Annotated in this window: 18 protein-coding genes; 1 reads left to right on the forward strand and 17 read right to left on the reverse strand. The window is 61.5% G+C overall.

The window, feature by feature from the left end; genetic code table 11:
• Window positions 1-36: 36 nt before the first annotated feature.
• The 13 genes from ACZ5J0_RS15255 to ACZ5J0_RS15315 all read right to left on the reverse strand — a co-directional run bounded on the left by ACZ5J0_RS15255 (window position 37) and on the right by ACZ5J0_RS15315 (window position 12,932).
• Window positions 37-2,076, reverse strand: a complete 2,040-nt coding sequence (locus ACZ5J0_RS15255) for an S-layer homology domain-containing protein (RefSeq protein ID WP_464093445.1) — start codon at window positions 2,074-2,076, stop codon at window positions 37-39.
• A gap of 281 nt (window positions 2,077-2,357) precedes the next feature.
• Window positions 2,358-3,371 (reverse strand): glycosyltransferase family 2 protein, encoded by a 1,014-nt coding sequence (locus ACZ5J0_RS15260; protein ID WP_223940811.1) that lies wholly within the window; start codon window positions 3,369-3,371, stop codon window positions 2,358-2,360.
• A complete protein-coding gene (locus ACZ5J0_RS15265) occupies window positions 3,364-4,101 on the reverse strand; it encodes a tyrosine-protein phosphatase (protein WP_142938132.1) in 738 nt (245 codons plus the stop codon). Before ACZ5J0_RS15265 ends, ACZ5J0_RS15260 begins: the two co-directional genes overlap by 8 nt.
• Window positions 4,102-4,261: 160 nt before the next feature.
• Window positions 4,262-5,182 carry an SGNH/GDSL hydrolase family protein gene (locus ACZ5J0_RS15270; RefSeq protein WP_464093446.1) on the reverse strand — a complete coding sequence of 307 codons (921 nt, stop codon included), beginning with the start codon at window positions 5,180-5,182 and terminating at the stop codon, window positions 4,262-4,264.
• Between the two features lie 148 nt (window positions 5,183-5,330).
• Window positions 5,331-5,927 (reverse strand): GNAT family N-acetyltransferase, encoded by a 597-nt coding sequence (locus ACZ5J0_RS15275; RefSeq protein ID WP_142938130.1) that lies wholly within the window; start codon window positions 5,925-5,927, stop codon window positions 5,331-5,333.
• 25 nt (window positions 5,928-5,952) lie between these two features.
• Window positions 5,953-6,816 (reverse strand): 3-hydroxyacyl-CoA dehydrogenase family protein, encoded by an 864-nt coding sequence (locus tag ACZ5J0_RS15280; protein WP_464093447.1) that lies wholly within the window; start codon window positions 6,814-6,816, stop codon window positions 5,953-5,955.
• Entirely contained in the window at window positions 6,813-7,643 is an 831-nt protein-coding gene (locus tag ACZ5J0_RS15285) for an enoyl-CoA hydratase/isomerase family protein (RefSeq protein ID WP_223940813.1), read from the reverse strand. Before ACZ5J0_RS15285 ends, ACZ5J0_RS15280 begins: the two co-directional genes overlap by 4 nt.
• The gene (locus tag ACZ5J0_RS15290; RefSeq protein WP_250820016.1) at window positions 7,643-8,869 is read right to left on the reverse strand and encodes a thiolase family protein; all 1,227 of its coding nucleotides are present in this window, start codon (window positions 8,867-8,869) and stop codon (window positions 7,643-7,645) included. The genes ACZ5J0_RS15285 and ACZ5J0_RS15290 overlap by 1 nt, the downstream gene beginning before the upstream one ends.
• A 142-nt stretch (window positions 8,870-9,011) precedes the next feature.
• Window positions 9,012-9,668, reverse strand: coding sequence for a pentapeptide repeat-containing protein (locus ACZ5J0_RS15295; protein ID WP_166841776.1), 657 nt, complete (start codon window positions 9,666-9,668; stop codon window positions 9,012-9,014).
• Complete coding sequence (locus tag ACZ5J0_RS15300) at window positions 9,668-10,126, reverse strand: SRPBCC family protein (RefSeq protein ID WP_166841777.1); 459 nt, start codon at window positions 10,124-10,126, stop codon at window positions 9,668-9,670. Before ACZ5J0_RS15300 ends, ACZ5J0_RS15295 begins: the two co-directional genes overlap by 1 nt.
• 45 nt (window positions 10,127-10,171) lie before the next feature.
• Window positions 10,172-10,591 carry a DUF2177 family protein gene (locus tag ACZ5J0_RS15305; RefSeq protein WP_142938124.1) on the reverse strand — a complete coding sequence of 140 codons (420 nt, stop codon included), beginning with the start codon at window positions 10,589-10,591 and terminating at the stop codon, window positions 10,172-10,174.
• Window positions 10,588-12,456 (reverse strand): AMP-dependent synthetase/ligase, encoded by a 1,869-nt coding sequence (locus tag ACZ5J0_RS15310; RefSeq protein ID WP_464093448.1) that lies wholly within the window; start codon window positions 12,454-12,456, stop codon window positions 10,588-10,590. Before ACZ5J0_RS15310 ends, ACZ5J0_RS15305 begins: the two co-directional genes overlap by 4 nt.
• The gene (locus tag ACZ5J0_RS15315; RefSeq protein ID WP_223940816.1) at window positions 12,453-12,932 is read right to left on the reverse strand and encodes a MarR family winged helix-turn-helix transcriptional regulator; all 480 of its coding nucleotides are present in this window, start codon (window positions 12,930-12,932) and stop codon (window positions 12,453-12,455) included. Before ACZ5J0_RS15315 ends, ACZ5J0_RS15310 begins: the two co-directional genes overlap by 4 nt.
• A gap of 94 nt (window positions 12,933-13,026) precedes the next feature.
• On the opposite strand from ACZ5J0_RS15315, the gene ACZ5J0_RS15320 reads away from it, so the two are divergent.
• A complete protein-coding gene (locus ACZ5J0_RS15320; RefSeq protein ID WP_464093449.1) occupies window positions 13,027-13,896 on the forward strand; it encodes a DUF1295 domain-containing protein in 870 nt (289 codons plus the stop codon).
• Between the two features lie 257 nt (window positions 13,897-14,153).
• On the opposite strand, the gene ACZ5J0_RS15325 is transcribed toward ACZ5J0_RS15320, so the two are convergent.
• The 4 genes from ACZ5J0_RS15325 to ACZ5J0_RS15340 all read right to left on the reverse strand — a co-directional run bounded on the left by ACZ5J0_RS15325 (window position 14,154) and on the right by ACZ5J0_RS15340 (window position 18,894).
• A complete protein-coding gene (locus ACZ5J0_RS15325; protein WP_142938120.1) occupies window positions 14,154-15,617 on the reverse strand; it encodes an amino acid permease in 1,464 nt (487 codons plus the stop codon).
• Window positions 15,618-15,837: 220 nt separating this feature from the next.
• Window positions 15,838-16,743 carry an NAD(P)/FAD-dependent oxidoreductase gene (locus ACZ5J0_RS15330; protein ID WP_464093450.1) on the reverse strand — a complete coding sequence of 302 codons (906 nt, stop codon included), beginning with the start codon at window positions 16,741-16,743 and terminating at the stop codon, window positions 15,838-15,840.
• Window positions 16,743-17,090 (reverse strand): molybdopterin oxidoreductase, encoded by a 348-nt coding sequence (locus tag ACZ5J0_RS15335; RefSeq protein ID WP_464093451.1) that lies wholly within the window; start codon window positions 17,088-17,090, stop codon window positions 16,743-16,745. The genes ACZ5J0_RS15330 and ACZ5J0_RS15335 overlap by 1 nt, the downstream gene beginning before the upstream one ends.
• 139 nt (window positions 17,091-17,229) lie before the next feature.
• Complete coding sequence (locus tag ACZ5J0_RS15340; protein ID WP_464093452.1) at window positions 17,230-18,894, reverse strand: ABC-F family ATP-binding cassette domain-containing protein; 1,665 nt, start codon at window positions 18,892-18,894, stop codon at window positions 17,230-17,232.
• Between the last annotated feature and the right edge of the window lie 137 nt (window positions 18,895-19,031).

Raw genomic sequence — 19,031 nt, forward strand, 5'->3', positions numbered from 1 at the left:
GCATCGGAACCAACCCTTTCCGGTTGAAAGCTCTGGCTAGCTGACGCCGAACTTCGTGTTGTAGCGGAACATGAATGCTGCCATGGCATCACGGTTCACGGGCAGCAAAGGCTTGAACGACCTGGTGGTTCCCTGTTCAGCCCAACCCGTGGAGATGCCCTGAGCCGCGAGCCAGGTGATCTCCTTGTAAAACTCGGATTCAACGGACACATCGATGAACGGCGACTCCGCCGGCGGCGTGAACTCAGGCTCACCAGCGAAGCGGTACATGAACGCCGCCATGGCGTCACGATTCACGGGCTGCAACGGCCGGTAGGTCCTGGTCTTGTCAGCCTCTTCCCAGCCGGTAGAAATCCCCTTGTCGGCAAGCCACGTGATCTCTTTGTAGAACTGCGCCGTCACCGGCAGGTCTTTGAAAGGGGAAACGTTGGGTGCCGTGAAGTCGGGTTTGCCCGACAACCGGTACATAAACGCAGCCATGGCATCACGGTTGACAGGAGTTAGCGGCTTATAAATCCTCGTCCCGTTGGACTCCCACCCCGTGGATATCTGTTTGTCAGCCAACCACTGCATTTCATTCTCAAACTGTGCGCCGATCGGGACATCATCAAAGCCCTGGACGCCCTGCGAAGCGGCGGCGTAGCTCAATGTTCCAACGTCGGTGTTTTGCCCTGCGAACGCGGAAACGGACCGGGCATTGACCTCTGTGAGAACATTGCCGGAGTAGATGGGGCCCGACTCACCGGCAGATGTAGCCGACACGAAATAGAGCCCTGTACTGAGCCCGGTCACTTTGAATGCCCCATCAGCTGCCGTTGTCCCGCGACGGGCGACCAGAAGACCATCCTTGCTGTAAACCCGAACTGATGCATCCTTCAAAGGCGCGCCGTTGGCACCCATAAGTTTGCCCGTCAGGGTTCCTCCGACGCGTCTCACTTGGTTAATATTCGAGACGGTTTGACCCGGAGCAACAGTAATTGCGGCGGCACTTCCCAGACCGGCACTTTCGGGCACAGCATTGTAATACTGCCCTTCCTGAGCGGTCCGGTAAGTGTCATGGGTGTAGCGATTAAATTGGACCTTGTAAGTCCCCGGAAACAGCCCGCTGACCGCGTATTCCTCCGGTTTGAGCAACCTGACCGTGTTGACGTATTCTGCGAGCGAGCCGTCAAGGTTGACCACGTCCACACTTTGATAGTTGACGTCACCTGCCGTAAAGCCCCTGATCGTTGCCCCTTTTACTGCTGTGTCCGATAGTCCACTGAGATGCTGCGCATTCCCAACAGTTACGGATGGTGATGCAGCCGGTCCGGCAACACCGCCGTGCCACATGGACGCAAAAGTGGCCTCATCGGGACGGAATTCAAGTTTGTAGGTTCCCGCCTCAAGTCCTCCGATGGTGTAAGACCCACCTTTAACGGCGGCGTATCCTGCCATCTTTCCGAGGTCACCGATCGGCTTTGCGAAAACGGTGCCGCCGAACGGTACGGGGCTCGATAGGGTCCCTGAAATCAATGCGGACTTCCTCAAGACCTGATTTATGCCGGTAGTTGTCTGCCCATCAACAACCTTGACCCTTGTGGCCAAGTCTCCGTTGGGGACTCCCGGATAGTGCGTCTCAATAAAAGGTTCGGAGCCAAAAGCTTGCGTAAATGAGACAACATATTCACCAGGGGCCAGAGGACCAAGCTCGAAGTTACCCTCGCCGTCGGAGGGATATGACCAATCGCTGTCTGCTTGATAGTCGTTGTGAACCCGGGCATGTACAAAGACATTTCCGGCATTGGTACCTGCCGGCATCGCCACTCTTCCCTTGATTCTTCCACCTGGGGTCATCGTGTGATTGATTCCCGTGACCGCCGCACCCTGTGCCACCGCGATCTTTGTTGCGTCAGCAAATTTGAAACTACCGTAGTAGGAATGGATGACCAGATGATCGTAGGCAAAATTCACGAAGCGCAGCCGATACTCGCCCGCTGCTAGTCCTGAGACAGTAAACTGACCGCTGGCATTCGGCCGAGCGCTCGCAGAGGTCGGACCGCCTTCGGCATAGATGTAGACCGCGGTAACATCCACACCGGCGGGCACCGCGACAGTTCCGGAAATGCTCCCCGCGGGCGCGGCTGAAGCTGGGGATGCGAGCCCGACGGGGAATGTACCCAAAATGAGTGCTGCTAAGAGTGTGAGTGCGAGCCGAAAACGGCCGCGAGAATAACCCCTCATGGGTCCCCCATATTTATGCGAACGAAAGGGCCGCTTAATCAGCAGCCCTTCCGAGATCATAGGGCCTCAGGCACAGCACAGTCGATAGTCGAGGCTCACATGACACATCGAGCGAAGAACGCTTGCATGACCGTTTAGCTCCGGCGGAGCATCTTCCTCACCAACAGCATGGGCTTCTTCAGGAACTCACCCACACTGGTCCGCACCACCACGGTCTGGTTCAGCGCTTCGAGGCGTTCCAGAATGTGATCGAGTTTGGCTGCGGACTCATCCAAGCGGCGCTGCTGGGTAACGATGAGTTCCTCCTGCTCTGACAGCACCCGAGTCAGGTACAACATGGCTCCAAGTCCGCCCTGCGCGGCCTGGTCGCGGAGGTAGTCGTCACGGACCAAGGCATCGTATTGGGCGTGTTCGGCAACCTTCGCGAAGATGCTGTTGCTGTGATGACCATCGGATTGGGGCCGCTGCGACCAGAAGGCGAGCGGTTCGCCGTCGAGAAATCCGATGCGCGAGTGGCTCAGGACGCGGAGGTGGAATTCCCAGTCCCCCACCACCGGCAGGTTCTCGTTGTAGTAGCCCACATGATCGTGAAGGTTGCGCCGGTACAGGAAAGAAATGGGGACCGCACGGTTGATCTTGAGCATGTCTGCCAGCGTTATCTGCCGCATGTCAGCCCAGAAGATCTCACGGCGAATGGGCTCGATCTTGCCGTCAACAAGCTCTTCAATGACGATTTCCGTCCGCACCATCACGCCGCTTTCGGCAGCGTGCGCGGGATCGTCGAGGTAGGCCACTGTGCGGGCCAGGAACTCGGGAGCCCAGAAGTCGTCGTCGTCATGAATCACCACAAATTCGCCGGAACCGGCCTTGAGTCCAGCGTTCGATGCACCTTCCATGCCAGCTGACTCTGTGTGGTGAAGAGTGGTAATGCGGGACCGTTCGGCTTCCGAACGCTGGGCGGTGAGATGGTCGACGTCGCCCGGGTCCCCGCCGTCGTTAACAATCACCAGCTCAAAGTCCTGGAACGTCTGGGCGAAGATGTCGTCCAAAGCCCGAGCCAGGAAGATGGGTCGGTTCTTGGTTCGCGTCACGATAGTGACGCGGGCGCCGGAAGTCATTTCTGGTCCGTCCGTTTCGGAATTAGTCAACTCTCCATTTTAGCAGCGGAGGTACACCCAGCTTGGCCCGGACGGCGTCCAGCTCCCTGTCCGAGACGCCGTTGGCCTTCAGGAACCCGATGACGTCCAACGTGGCAAGAAAGGCCCGCAGACTGTTCCGACGATCGGTCAGCATCGCCTCCAGGTCTTCGTGGGACAGGTAGGGATCGTGGGCGTGCGGCGCCCCGTGCGTACGATGCCGCTCATTGATCCCCCGCGCTGCAAGTACGTATCCGTGCATGATCTCCTCATCGTCGGCGCCGGCCAATCGTTGCAACATCACCGCGATCATGCCGCTGCGGTCCCTGCCCGCGGAGCAATGGACCACCACTTTGCCGGGCGAGGCGGCAATAGCCTTGAAGACTGCAGCGATCCTGTCCGCGAACAGTTCGAGGTAATCGCCATACTGGGCGGGATCTTTGAGGTACGGGCCGAAAAGTTCGCTGAAATCCTGATGGTCCGGATCTTCCGTCGGGCAATGCACGACGGCGATACGCGCCTTCGCCTCGTCAGGCACCTGGGGGTCGGTGTCGCGTTGCCGCCGCTCGCGCGAGGCGCGGAGATCGATCACGGTGCGGACGCCGTCGTCGTACATTTGCTGCCAACCGGACTCGGTGACCCATTCGTGGCGACCCATACGGTAAATGTCCCCCGCGATTCGCCAAGCGTTGACGGCGCCGTCCCACTGGACGCTCTGGTGAGCTGAAGTAGTCCCTTCCATAGGAGCCAGCTAAGCACATCGGCGCCATGGGGTGGGATGTGAGAGACGGTCGCGGGAAAGCACGCGGGATGTGAGAGACGGTCGCGGGAAAGCACGCGGGGTTGGCTCTCGGCGTCATAGCCTTCGATGACCGCCGAGAGCCCACCCTTCAACGAACGGGCTATCGCTTGGCCAGCTGCGCGGGTTTCACCGTGGAGATGAGTGCTGAGGCATAGGCCTGGTGCCCTGCCACGTTTGGATGGAAGTTTGCGTCCGGAAGACGATCGAACGGGGCCACGGGAACGGGGACCAACACAATCCAAGGATCTGCGGAGTTGACGGCGTGTCCACCGAAGCGCTTGGTGACGTCGACGAAGACCACGTTCTTCCCGCTGAGTTGTACGGCTGCTGCGATGGCCTTGTTCAAATCATCAACGGCACTATTGGCCATGACCTGGTTAGCGACAGGGACAATGGTTACGCCCGGGATAACCAGATCACCCTGGCTCGGATCAAAGAGGCGAGGATAGCCCATCACGGCAATAGTCGCGTTGGGAGCCGCCGCACGGATGAGCCCGTACGTACCCGCAAGTGCAGTAGTTATAGAGCCGAAGTTGGCGCGGATCCCCGCAACCGTGCCCGCGCACGTGGCGGTGTCCGGTGAAGCGCAGGCCTGCAAAGCAAGAAGGCTTCCGGCATCTATGGCGCCGGCCGTAATGCTCACGAGCTCGGCTTTTTGGAGGTCAGCCTGGCCAGAGAAAATCTGCTCAACAACGGTTGGAGCTCCGTTGTAGAACGGGCTCGGATTCAGCGGATCAAAGGACAGTAAAGCACCATGGCAGGCTAAATTGCTCAGTAAATCCACGCGACCGGAAGCCGCCACAACGTCTACATATCCGGGTTCGCTTTGCCAACAAACCGCGTCCCGATACAGTCCGCCCGCCCCGGTCCCCGCCGTATACGAGTCCCCGAGCGCAACGTAGTCGACCGGTGGCGGTGGAGCGGCCGTCGCTGGACTGGCCACGAAACCTAAACAAAGTGCCACAATGGCGAGCCCGCCTGCAAAAGCCGCATGCCGCCGTCGTCCTTGATGAGTTGCCATGGTGAATCCCCTCTTTTACCGCTCGGGGCTCCGGTCCCGCATGTGCGGAAGTCGCGGCTCGCCCACCATTCGGCCGTGTACCGGGGCAATGTGTTGGCAAGATTACGCTTAAGGGTGTGCAGGGGAAAGACCTTGACACCATGCCGAGCTATGCGCCGTACTTGGCCAGCCGGAATTCCAGCCCGTTGCGAACAGCTGGCCATTCGTGGTCGAGGATGGAGAAGACCACCGTGTCGCGGAGGGCTCCATCGGCACTGCGGGAATGGCTTCGAAGCACGCCGTCCTGCTTGGCGCCGAGCCTGGCGATTGCTTCGCGGGACTGCTGGTTCATCCAGTGGGTGCGGAATTCCACGGCGGGGCAGCCCAAGGTTTCAAAGGCGTGGCGCAGTAGCAACAGCTTGGAATCCGGGTTGGTGCCAGTGCCGTGAGCCGACGCTGCGTTCCATGTGGATCCGATCTCCAAGCGAGGTGTTTGGGCGTCGATATTCATATAGGTCGTCATGCCGATCAGCTCGCCTGTGAGGTTTGATCGCGTCGCAAAAGGCAGCATGGATCCCTTTGCCTGTAGTCCCAGGCGGCGATCGATTTCAGCGGCCATACCCTCGGGTGTGGGGACCGAGGTGTACCAAAGTTTCCAGAGATCGCCGTCGCGTGCAGCGTCTACCAGTCCGTCATGGTGTTCCTGGCTCAACGGTTCCAGCGTTACGAACTGGCCGGTCAGGGTGATGGGTTCAATGGAAGTCACCCGGTTAGCCTAACCGGCCCGGCCGTTAGTGGTTCCAGTCGAAGAATCCCTTGCCGGTCTTCCGGCCAAGCTCCCCGCGCGCCACTTTGTCCCGAAGGATCTGCGGCGGAGCGAAACGGTCGCCCAACGTGGCGTGCAAATATTCGGCGATACCCAACCGAACGTCCAAGCCAACAATATCCGTGGTCTTGAGCGGACCGGTGGGGTGCTTATAGCCCAGGACCATGGCGGCATCGATGTCTTCCGCCGATGCCACTCCCTCTTCCACCATACGCATCGCTTCAAGGGCAATCGCGACACCCAGCCTGGAAGAGGCGAAACCCGGGGCGTCATTGACGACGACGGCGGTCTTGCCGAGTGCCTCGGTCCAGTTTTTGGCCGCCACAGCGAGTTCGGGGGAGGTTTTCATGCCCAGAACCACCTCAATGAGGGTGGAAGCGGGCACCGGGTTGAAGAAGTGCAACCCCACGAAGTTAGCCGGACGGCGAAGTTCGTCGGCGAGTCCGGTCACTGACAACGAGGACGTGTTCGAGGCCAGGTAGGCGTCGGCTGAGAGGTGTTGCTCTACGGCCTTCAGCGCTGTGACCTTGAGGTCGAAGTCCTCCGGCACTGCCTCCACCACGAGGCCGCAATGAATGAAGGATTCGTAGTCCGTGGAAGTGCTGAAACGGGACATCGCCTTTTCGTGAGATTCGTTCAGGGTCCCGCGGGCGACTGACTTGGTGACGGCGTCAGCAACGCGATCCTGGGCTCCGGCTGCTGCCTCGTGGTCGCGTTCTACAACGATCACATTGGCGCCTTTGGTGAGGAAAGCGTGCGCGATGCCCGCACCCATCCGGCCACCACCGAGAACTCCAACGACGTGCGGGATGGTGGGAGTTTGGGTCATTTCCGGGTCCTGTCTTGCGAATCGGCGGTGTGGGTTGCGGTGTCGGGTGCGGCTGCGGTGTCTTGCGAAGCCTTGGCCGTTTTCTTGTCCAAAAAGGCCTGCATGCGATCAAACTTGGCTTGGGATTCAAAGAGGATTCCCTGCGCAAGGGTATCGATCAGCGGGTGAGCTTCAGCCGGGGCGTGGAAGACCGATTTGGTGATCCGCACAGCTAGAGGGTCCTGACGCCCGATCCGGTCCGCCAGTTTGTGTGCTGCATCCATGAGTTCGGGAGCCTCGTGGATTTCAGTGATGAGGCTGATGCGCAGGGCTTCCTCGGCACGGAGAACGGCACCGGCCAGGAGGATCTCCTTGGCTTTCGGCTCACCCACAAGCTCCTTCAGCCGCCAACTGGCCCCGGCGGCCGCGAGGATTCCCAGCCCGGTCTCGGGGTTGCCGATCCGAACGCTCGGTGTGCCAATACGGAAATCGGCGGCGTAGGCGAGTTCCGCTCCCCCGCCCAGGCAATACCCGTCCAGAGCCGCAATAACCGGCATGGGCAGTTTGGCGATGCGCACAAAGATGGTGGAGTTGATCCCCTGCAAGGCGTCGTCCCGGCGGCGTTCGCGGAGCTGTCCAATGTCCGCGCCGGAGGCGAACACACCCTCAGTGCCTGCAATGATCAGCACTTTCGGGTTCCGCTCAAGCTCAGCGCAAACCGTGTGAAGCTCGTCCACCATGGTCTGGTCGATCGCATTACGGACCTCGGGACGGTTCAGCAAGACAGTGAGGCGGTCCTCGCGTTCCTCGATCAGGAGGGTGGTGAAGTCTTTCGTATCCAAGGCCATTACACGCCTTCCAGCAGCATCGCGGTACCCTGCCCGACGCCGATGCACATGGTCGCCAGCCCGAGCTTAGGTCCGGTGGTTGAGGCGAGCTCCCGCTCCATACGGCCCAGCAACGTGATCGCGATACGCGAGCCGCTGGAACCGAGCGGGTGCCCCAAACTGATGGCACCGCCGTCGTTGTTAACGATGTCCGGGTCCAGGCCGAGCCGACGCATGCTGGCCAGCGACTGCGTGGCGAAGGCTTCGTTCAGTTCCACGGCGCCTAGCTGTCCGACCGTTAGTCCGGTGCGTGCCAGAACCTTCTGGGTGGCGGGGACCGGGCCGATTCCCATGATCTCCGGTTCGCAGCCGGCCGATGCGCCGTCCACGATGCGCGCGCGGGGTGTCAGGCCGAACTTCTTGATGGCGGCCTCGGAGGCAACGATGATGGCTGATGCGCCGTCGTTGAGCGTGGAGGAGTTACCTGCCGTGACCACTGAACCGCCGGGAACAACAGGCCGCAGGCCGGCCAAAACGTCCATGGTGGTGCCCAAACGGGGACCTTCATCGGTGTCCACCACGGTTTCCGACTTACGGGTCTTTACAGTGACAGGAACGATCTCATCCTTGAAGCGACCGCCCGCGATCGCTGCCAGCGCACGTTCGTGTGAGCGGACGGCAAACGCGTCAGCGTCCTCGCGGGAAATGTTGTCCACCCGTCCCACTTCCTCGGCGGTTTCCGGCATGGAGTAGGTCATCTTGCCGTCGCGGGACAGCTCGCCCTTGGTGAACAGCGGGTTGGCGAAGCGCCAGCCGATGGAGGTGTCAAAGATCTGGCCCGGCTTGGCGAACGCCGTGGTGGGCTTCTCCTGTACCCAAGGTGCGCGGCTCATGGACTCGACGCCACCGGCCACTACGATGTCCGCAGCTCCGGACTTGATCATATGGCTGGCCATGATGATGGCGCTGAGGCCCGAGGCACAGAGGCGGTTCACCGTGATGCCGGGAATGTGGAGGGGAAGTCCGGCGAGGAGGGTGGCCATACGGGCCACGTTTCGGTTTTCCTCACCCGCGCCGTTGGCATTACCGAGGATCACCTCGTCAATGGTGTCAGGATCGACGCCGGCACGCGCCACCGCTTCCCGGACCACCAGCGCGGCGAGATCGTCCGGACGAACGGAGGACAGCGCCCCACCGTAGCGACCTACAGGCGTGCGTGCGCCGCCAACAAGAAAAGCCTCGACCATGAGAACATCCTTCGCGAAGTGAAAGGGACCGGCCTGGAATAATATACCGACCGTTCGTTCTATAAAGATTACACGGCCCGGGGAGCCGGTCAACAGTTGAAGTCCTCAGTTACGGATCAGCTGAGACCGGCCCCTGCCGGCGTCAGAGCACTCGAATTCCCAAATGCCCGGCCAGTAGCGGTGCCATGAGGCTCAGCTGGTAGTCGTCGATCACCACTCCTGCCAGTCCGGCCAATCCGTTGATTCCGCGGAACTCCGAGGTCCGCAGATCCACGTCCTTCAGCTTGGCGCCCGTGACATCCAGCGTTCCGATGGTGCAGTTCTTCAAGGCCAACCGCGTACCCGTGCAGCCGCCAAGATCAAGTTCATTGATGATGCAATCGGAAATCTGAAGGTCCATGAGCTTGGAACCACGCAGATTCACATAGTCCAGCTTGCCGCCGTCGATTCTGACAGAGCGCCAGTTACCCTCATAGAGTTCGGCCGACCCCCACCGCGGGTTGGTGATCTCCACGTCCTGCCAGGAAGTTCGCGCAGCCATGAAGACCGGGGCATACGGCTCGGAGAAGATGCACTCGCGGAACGTTGCCCCCCGCAGCTGAGCCTCGTTGAAGGAGACCCCGTTCAGCTCGCACTCTATGAAATCGGCGCCGCTGAGTTCCTCTCCGTCGGCAGAAACACGGGTGAGCCTGACGCCGTCGTACCGTTCGCCACGCTGGAAGTCCGGGGCGTCGTCGTCGCGTAGTTCATCCAGGCGCACCGGCGAAATCTTGGGCGCGGCAACCTTCGCAACCGCCATCAGAGCGATTCCGCTTTGGCAGCGATCTCGGCGAGGTCCTTGCTGAGAGCCTTACGGGTCATGCTCATCCCTAACTTCCCGAACAGGGCCATCCCCACCTTGCTGATGAGCGAGGGATTGATCACCTCGGCGCCGAAGGTCAGGGTCAGATCCGTACCGCCATCGCGCTCGGTGAGGTTGAAACGGGTGGTGTAGTCCGCACCGCCCTGAACTGCCTTGACCGTGGTGCTCCGCGGAGGGTCAGTCTCGGAAACCCACATCTCAACCGTCTCCTGCTTACCCATCATGGTCCGGGTTTCCTTCCAGCGCGTTCCCTCCCCGTAGGGGCCTTCACTGAGCATCTGGATTGAGTTGATGCCTGAGAGCGTGCCGGCCGAGCCGGGAATGTCCGAAATGACGGCCCAAACCTTCTCCGGGCGTGCGTTGACGTGCTGCGTCAAGGTGGTGGTGTGTTCCATACATCGAGCCTAGACCCGACCCCCGACACTCCAAACCGCAAAGGCCTACGACGCCGGGCGCCCCCACGGAATCAGTCGAAGCAGCACCACCGTAAGCCACGTGACCACACCGCACACACCAACGCCCCAGGCGATGTCAGTCAAGGCCACCAGGGCAGGGAAGTCCTTGAGGACAGCGAGCGCCGTCAACGCCCAGGTTGCGTAGGTGAAGAAACCGAACAAGGCACCTGCGAAGATCCGCCGGCGCAGCGTCGAGTCCGCCCTCCCGGGCCGCACCCCGTAGTGCACTATCCCCGCAACGAAGACGAGGTAGAACAGCACGGCCGCGACCGGCTGCGGGCTGGCTGCCAGGAGATGCCCCATCTGGCTCTGATACTGCCGCTGCGCCACAGTGAGGATCCAGACGACATCGATCGCGGCGAAGATCACTGCTGCCAGGGCGTAGGCGAGCAACCACCGCTTCATGCTCGACTCCGGGGCTGGTTGTAGAGGCTTTCCACAATGTGGCCTGCGCGGCTGGTGAAAGCACTCCGTTTGAGCTTCATGGTGGGAGTGACAAATCCGTTGGCCTCACTAAGGTCTGTCAGCAACAAAACGAACCGGCGCACCTGCTCGGAGCGGGCAATTTTGGAATTGGCAGCGCTGACGGCCTTACCAATCACGGCCAGAAGCCGGACGTCGTCAATCTGGACAGCACCGCCGTCGTCCGGAATCGTGAGGCCCTTCAGATCGGAGATGCCTTCGCGCTCAGCCCATGCGGCCACTGATTCGGGGTCCAGGAGCACCAGCCCGCCCAGATAGGGCTTGCCCTCCCCCACCATGACGGCGTGGGCCACCAAGGGATCACCTTCTACATAGCCCTCCCAGATGGCTGGTGAGATGGTCTTGCCACCGGCAGTAACGATCACATCCTTGATGCGACCCTTCAGTGTCAGGCGGCCCAAGTGGTCCAGTTCGCCGAGGTCGCCTGTACGGAAGAATCCGTCAACGAAGGCTTCAGCGTTGTCTGCGTCGCGGCGATACCCGGAGAAAACGCCCACGCCGCGCGCCAGCACTTCTCCTTGTTCCGAGAGCCGGACGGTGGTCCCCGGCATGGGAACGCCCACCGACCCGGAGTTGATGGCCCCTGGAAGGTTGCCAGTCAGCGGTGCCGTGGTTTCGGTGAGGCCGTAGCCTTCGATCACAGGAAGCCCTAATCCTCGGAAGAACAGGGATAGTTCGGCGTCAAGGGCGCCTGCACCGGATAGCAGGTAGTCCAGCCGCCCACCCACCAACTGCCGCAGCCGCGAGTAGAAGAGGCGGTCGAACAGGGCGCGTCTGACGCGGAGGCCGGCTGAGGCACGCAGCCGGGGGTCGGCGTCGTGCGCTTCTGCGAACCTGCCCCACTCCACAGCGGTGCGCTGCGCTGCAGACCACACCCGCCCCAGACGTTTCTGCGTTGCGGCAGCAGCCGCGGATGCCTGGATCTTCTGGAGGACCCTCGGGACCACCACCAGGAACGTGGGCTTCAGGGCACCCAGGGCTGGCACGACGTCGCGGGGATCGGACAGGTGGGCGATGCGCATGCCGTTGGCCAGGCAGATCAGCTGCAGCCCGCGGGCCAGCACATGCGCCATGGGCAGGAAAATGATGGTGTTGCCGCCTTCACGGACCACCTCGGTATACGCGGCCGCCACATTCAGTACCTGTCCCACAAAGTTGCCGTGCGTGATCAGGGCACCCTTGGGAGCGGCTGTTGTTCCGGAGGTGTAGACGATGGTGGCAACGGTATGTAGGTCAGCAAGGAGCCGCCGTTCCTCCACGGTGTGGTCCGGAATGCCCGCGCCACGCGCCACCAGGTCAGACAGGTCAGCGCCCGGCCGGGCATCAAAGGTCCAGATCCCCAACGCCGTCAGTCCGGCTCCCGCGAAGCCCTGCTCCAAGAGCGCCGCGTGTTCGGTGCTGCCCCCCACGGCGAGCCGGACGTCGGCATCGGCAAGGATCGCTGTCACCTGCGGTGCCGCGGAGGTTTCATAAACAGGAACCACGACGGCGCCGGCGAACCACGCCGCCATGTCGGCAAGCGCCCATTCGTAACGGGTTGGGGACATGATGGCCAGCGACTCACCCGGTTGAATCCCGGCTGCGATGAAGCCCTTGGCCAAGGCGCGAACCTCATCCACGAACTGCTCGGTGGTTACCTGCCGCCACGGATCGGTGATGGCAGCACCGGACTCGCGGACTTCGAACGCGACATGCCCTGGGCTTGTCCGCAAACGTTGCATGAGAAGGTCGGTGGCATTGCGGTGAACTGTGGCGTCAACCAACGGCGGGGAGGTGAATTCTCTCATCGGACACCCTCTGTTGATATCGCTTGCAAGTGATCCTGCATGAGGTTCAAGACGGCGTCCAGGAATTCCGTGACGACTTCCTGGCGGTCCTGGGGCAATGCGTCCAGTTGCCGGCTGGCAGCGGACAGCAATGGCAGCATCAGATCCTTGACCTTGCTGGATGCCGCCTCTGTAACGTTCACGTGCACTTGGCGCCGGTCCTCGGTACTGCGCATGCGTTCAACGTAACCATGCGATTCCAAGCGGCTGACCAGCGCTGTGGTGGTGGCCGCTGTCGCACCTAGGTCCGCGGCAAGTGCTCCAACGGTGACGGGTCCGGAGTCGGCAAGGACGGTCAGCGCCCTGTAGTCGGTGAGGTTGAGGCCCAGAGTCCGGGCTACCTCACGTTCCGTCTCGTTCGCGAGGCCGAAAAGGCCCTGCAAGGTCAGGGAAACCGGATGTTCCGAGCCTTCGGTAGCACTCTCATGGTTTTGCATGGTTATATAGTAATCAAAATAGATTGAACATCAAACAGGCTAGGTAATCCTTCACGACTCGTCGCGAGGGACCCACCGCGAAAGGAACCACGCCGTGAAGGATTCAGACAGGAAGGGCCTCATTGCCCTTCCCGTGGTAGTGCTGCTGGGGGCACTGGTCGCTTGGGCAGGAAGCCAGCATGGGCAAGTCTTGGCAGACATTCCACTCTTTGCGGCAGCAGTCGCCGCCGCCTTCATCATTCAATGGATCGTCTTCATCCCGTCCTTCAAAGCCCAGACGGAAAAATTCTTCGACCTCACCGGTTCGCTGACCTACGTAGCCATCACAGTGTTTTTGGTGCTTGCCACACCCGGAATTGACGCCCGCTCGCTGCTCCTCGCGGCCATGGTGACCGCTTGGGCACTCCGCCTGGGCACCTTCCTGTCGCGGCGGATCCACAAAGCAGGCAAGGACGATCGATTCGACGAGATCAAGCCCTCGTTCATCCGCTTTCTGAACGTCTGGACCATGCAGGGACTCTGGGTGGTCTTCACGGCAGCAGCCGCCTGGGTGGCCATCACAAGCACCAACCGGGTGGCCGTGGACTGGCTGGCCATCGTGGGGCTCTTAGTGTGGGCAGCCGGGTTCGCCATCGAAATTGTGGCCGACCTGCAAAAGAGCCGGTTCAAGGCCAACCCCGCCAACAAGGGCAAGTTCATATCCACTGGGCTGTGGTCCAAGTCCAGGCACCCGAACTACTTTGGCGAAATCCTGCTCTGGATTGGCGTTGCGATCGTCACCATCCCCGTACTCCAAGGCTGGCAGTGGGTTGCCATGATCTCACCGGTCTTCGTGGCCCTCCTCCTCACCAGGGTCAGTGGCATCCCCCTGCTGGAGAAGAAGGCGGACAAGACCTGGGGCGGCGAAGCGGGGTACGAGGCTTACAAGAAGAACACACCGGTGTTGATCCCCAAGCTCGGCTAGAACGCACAGCAGGCCTCACAACTCGGACACCTCCCGTTGCGAGGTCCGCTCTGCACCCTATGCGCGAGGAATAACGAGCAAAGCAGGCCTCACAACACGGACACCTCCCGTTGCGAGGCCCGCTCTGCACCCTATGCGCGAGGAATGACGAGCAAAGCAGGCCTCACAACGCCGGGGTCAGCAAACACGAACGGCGCGTGCCCCCGAAAGGAGGCACGCGCCGTCGTACGTTTGAAGCGTCTAAAGCGTTTGGAGCCTTAGCTGAACAGCTCGCTCTTGGGCTCGTTGTTCTTGACCTTCTGCCACCCGAGCCACAGCACCAATGCGAAGAACGGGATCGTGGCAAGGGTCCACAGGCCCAGGAGGAAGACCTCGCCGGTTTCCTTGTCCGTCATGGAATCGAAACCGATCAGCACGGTGATGGCCAGCAGCGCAATGAGGCCGAGCCAGCTGGTCCACGGCGAACCGGGCATCGGCAGGCTGGAGACGTTGCCGCGCTTCTTTCGCAGGGCAATCTGGCTCGCGAAAATGGAGCCCCACGTGAAGATCACGCCGATGGACGCGGTGTTAAGTGCGAGGTCGAACGCGTGCGAGCCGCCCAGCCAGATGTTGAGGAGAATACCCACCAAGTACACGCCGCCGATGGCCAGGATGGCCGCGTACGGCACGTGGCGTGTGGACATCTTGGTGAGCCACTGAGGAGCGTGGCCGTTGTTGGCCATGGTGCGGAAGATGCGGCCGATCGAGTACAGGCCCGAGTTGCAGGAGGACAGCGCGGCGGTGATGACGATCATGTTCATGACGTCACCCATCCAGCCGAGGCCCATCTGGCCGAACACGGTAACGAACGGCGAGGTGCCGGCAACGTACTGGTCGGACGGCAGCAGCATAGCCAGCAGCGTCACCGAACCGACGTAGAAGACCACAATACGGATCACGACGGCGCGGATCGCCTTGGGAACTTCGCGTTCCGGGTTTTCCATCTCACCAGCAGTAATGCCGACGAGCTCGATGGCGTTGTAAGCGAAGATCACGGCGTTGAGGACCAGGATCATCACCAGGCCGCCCTTGGGGAACATGCCACCGTCTTCGTGGAAGAGGTTGGCCACAGACGCGTTTCCGTCGCCCACCTTGGCGTTGGTGACCACCATGAATGTGCCAACAGCCAGGAAGATCACGATTGCCGCGACCTTGAGGCAGGATGCCCAGAATTCGAATTCGCCGAACGCCTTGACGCTGAACAGGTTCACGGCCACCAGCAGCACCAATGCGGCAATGGCGGACAGTTCAATGGGCACGTTGGGGAAGAAGAACTGGAAGTACAGGCCGATCGCGATCAGCTCAGCAATGCCTGTCATGGCCCAGTTGATGAAGTACATCCAGCCGGAAAGGAAGGCGCCCTTCTTGCCGAACATTTCGCCGGCGTAGCTTACGAACGAGCCGGAGGTCTGGCGGTACATGATGAGTTCGCCGAGGGCGCGCATCAGCAGGTATGCGATGACGCCGGCAATGGCGTAGGAGAAGATCAGGGCCGGGCCGGTGGAGGCCAGGCGGCCACCGGCGCCCATGAAGAGGCCGACGCCAATAGCGCCACCCATGGCGATCATGGTGACGTGACGGCGGCTCAGGGTCTTCTGATATCCCTCGGCGCTGAGGTTGGAGTCCGAGGCTGCAGATGAGGCCTTGGGGCTCTGGAGATCTGTGGGAGTACTTTGCGGCACAGCTGTTCCTTGTGGGTTGGGGTGTTGCTGTAGGTGTTACGCCAGTGCCGGGACACAGGCGGCTTTGGCACACAAAATTCGATCTTTCCCTCTTTGGAGGGCCCGAAGTGTGACAAAGGACGCAGAACGCCGAAGCTTCGCGCAACCCGTCTATCTTACGGGATTAACGCGAATGCCCGTGACGCAGGCAACAGGTGGCTGCGGATAAGGCGTCCTCCGGCTACGCCGCGGCTCTGGTTCCCAGGTATATCGAGCTGCGATCCGAGCCCGTGATCTGGTCGGCCAACACGGCGGCCTGCTCCCACAAGGGCGCCACCATCCCGTACACCTCACCGCGGTGCTGGGCGCACTCGCCCACAGCGTAAATGTCATCCTCGTCCATCACCCTCAGGTGGTCGTCCACCACGATTCCGCGCTCAACCGCCAAACCACTGACGACGGCGACGTCAACGTTCGGTCGGACGCCTGCGGAGACCACCACCATGTGGCAGTCGATGTCGGGTTGGTTGCGTACGCTCAGTCCCGTGATGCGATCAGCCCCGAGGATCGCGGTGACCCGGCTTCCGGAAAGAACCTGAACATCCAGACCGCAGGACTCCAGACCTCGGGCTGCTTCCAGAGCGAATGAGTCCCCGCCAATCACCGCTGCCCGTCGGTGGTGCTCCTGCTGAGCGAACGTGATCATCCTGCGGGCATCGTCCAAGCTTCGGAAGGTAAAGACTCCGTTGCGGATGGTTCCGCTGGGAGTGTGGAGCCCGGCCATGGGTGGCAGGAACGGGTGGCTGCCGGTTGCGATGATCAGCTGGTGGTACTGGACAACGCGGCCATCGGCGGCGAAGACGTGCCGGCTGAACTTGTCGATGCGTTCCACCCGGACCCCTGCATGAAACGTGATGTTGTTCTCCTGGTACCAGGGCAGGGAATGGATGAGTATGTCCGCCTCACTTTCCTTCCCGGACAGCACCCGCCCAAGCCTGGTCCGGTTGTAATTCCCATAGGGTTCGTCGCCGAACACCGTGATGTCGAAAAGATCCGCGCCACCCCTGGCCAGGACCTCTTCCACTGCCCGCGCGCCGGCCGTGCCGTTGCCGATCACCACCAGCCGCTTCTTCACCAGCACGCTCATCAGTGCTCCACCATCCCCAGGTCCACCACCACATATCCCCTGGTTCCCACGGGAGCCACGATGAAAAGCTCAATCACCGATCCGCCCTCGGTGTCTTCCACTACCCTGAGCGGGATATGAACATCGCTCTTGGCTCCAATGGGGAAATAGCGCAAGGGAATGCGGTCCCGCATCAGCACCACGGTGACCAGTTCCGGGCTCGAATTGCCCCCGCGAAAGTAGAGCGTCTGGTTGATAACGCCATCGGGCACGAAGTGGGAGAGCTCGGCATGGAGGGGCACCGGTTTGTCCAGGCCAGCGCCGTCAAAGGTGTAGATGCCCTGCAGGAAGAGATTCTGAATGATCACGGGACAAGTCCTTTCGGCCGTTCCCTTCCCATGATCCATTGCCGCTGTTTCAGGACGCTGGACGCCGTGTTTCCACCTTCGGGCCATGCGGTAACCATCTCTTTGCCAACAGCTCACCGGCAGGGAAGCCGCCCGGGGACTACTGCAATTCGCCGCCCTGCATCCCGTACCGCACCCACGTGCCCGCAGCGGGGCGGGCATGGTGGGAAGCACTCCGATCGAACCACTCCCCCAGCGCACGATCGTGGCTCACGATCACCACCGTGCCCTCAAAGGAAGCAAGAGCCGCTTCCAGCTGCTCCACCAGCACCGGGGCCAGATGGTTGGTTGGCTCGTCCACGATCATGGTGTCGAATCCACCCAGGAGGAGCCGGGCAAGGGCAAGTCGGCGCTGCTGCCCGGCTGAAAGGCCTCCCACAGGAACATGAAATTCGGCCGGTCGGAACAGCCCCAGCCGCAGCAGCCCCTCAGCATGTTCGTCGATGTTGCCGCCCAATCCCGCAGCGAACGCAGGGAGCAGCCGCAGCCCGGGCCGGGCGGGCACCTCGAGTTCTTGTTGCAGATAGCCCACCTTGCCGTTGACGTTCACAGTGCCTGCAGCGGGCTCCAGAGTCCGGGCAAGGACGGACAGCAGCGTGGACTTGCCAGCGCCGTTGGGGCCGGTGATGAGCACTTTCTGTCCGGTTTCCACCCTAAGATCGGTGGGCTGGAGACGCCCGGGGACACTCACACCCCTGGCTTCCAACGCGGGAGCGGACGCAATCTCCGCCACGGCCGCGGCCCGGGACGGTGCTGCCAATTTCAACGGCACTGGTGGCCGATCCACCGGGTTGTCCTCGAGCCTGCGCAGCCGCTCCTGGGCGTTACGGACCTTACTGGCCGCGGCGCTTTGCCAGGTTCCGGTCTTGAATCCGAACGCCATCTTGTCGTTGTCGCGTTTGCGGCCATAGCCCATGCCATCTGCAACCGTGGCAGCCTGGTGGCGTTCAGCAGCCATGGCGTCGAGCCATTGATCGTATTCCTGGATCCAGCGGGCACGCTCGGCCGCCTTTTCGCGGAGGTAGCCCTCATATCCGTTCCCGTACCGGTTTACGGACCGCCGGTCAGCGTCAACTTCGATGATGGTGCTGGCCACCTTCCGCAGCAGCACGCGATCGTGCGAGACCACCACAACCGTGCCCCGATGCGCCGCCAATCTCGACTCAAGCCAGGCCGTGCCGTTCGCATCCAGATGATTGGTGGGCTCGTCCAGCAGCAAGGCCTCAGCCGGGTCGGCCAAAAGACAGGCCAGCGCTACCCGCTCCTGCTCGCCGCCGGACAGAGACCCCAGTGTTCGACGCCGGTCCAAGCCTCCCAGCCCCAGCTTGTCCAACGCTGATTCCACCCGGGATTCGGCAGCGTAGCCTTCACGGAGTTGGTACTCCGTTTGCAGGCTTCCGTAGAGCTCCAAATCCTCCGAATCGGCGTCAGCCAAACCCGACTCGAGCTCGGCAATGCGTGCCTCCAGGGAACGCAGCGAACCAAGGGAAGCATCAATGGCGTCACCTACGGTCAGGGACTCGGAGAACCCGTGAGTTTGCGCGAGGTAACCCACGCGGTAGCCGGGGTTACCGGACAAACCCGCCGTGCCGTCGTCGGGCGTCTCCACACCGGCCAGCAAGCGAAGCATGGTGGATTTGCCGGCACCGTTTTCGCCGACAATAGCGACGTGTTCGCCGTGGTGGATGGCGAGGTCAACAGCATTCAGGAGTTGGCGGTCCCCGTAGCCGTGGGAAACGCCGGAAAGGTGCAGGTGGTTAGTCAAGAGGAATCCTCGCAAGTCCGCAGTGGGTGGCAGAAAGCCATGTGGGTACTGGGGATGCAGCCGTTGGGAGGGGGCTGCGCTCAAGACTTCATTGCTCAAGCCTGACGGCGGAAGCCGGATGCGTCAAGCCGACGCAA

It is taken from the genome of Arthrobacter sp. DualSoilB13 (assembly GCF_055389195.1).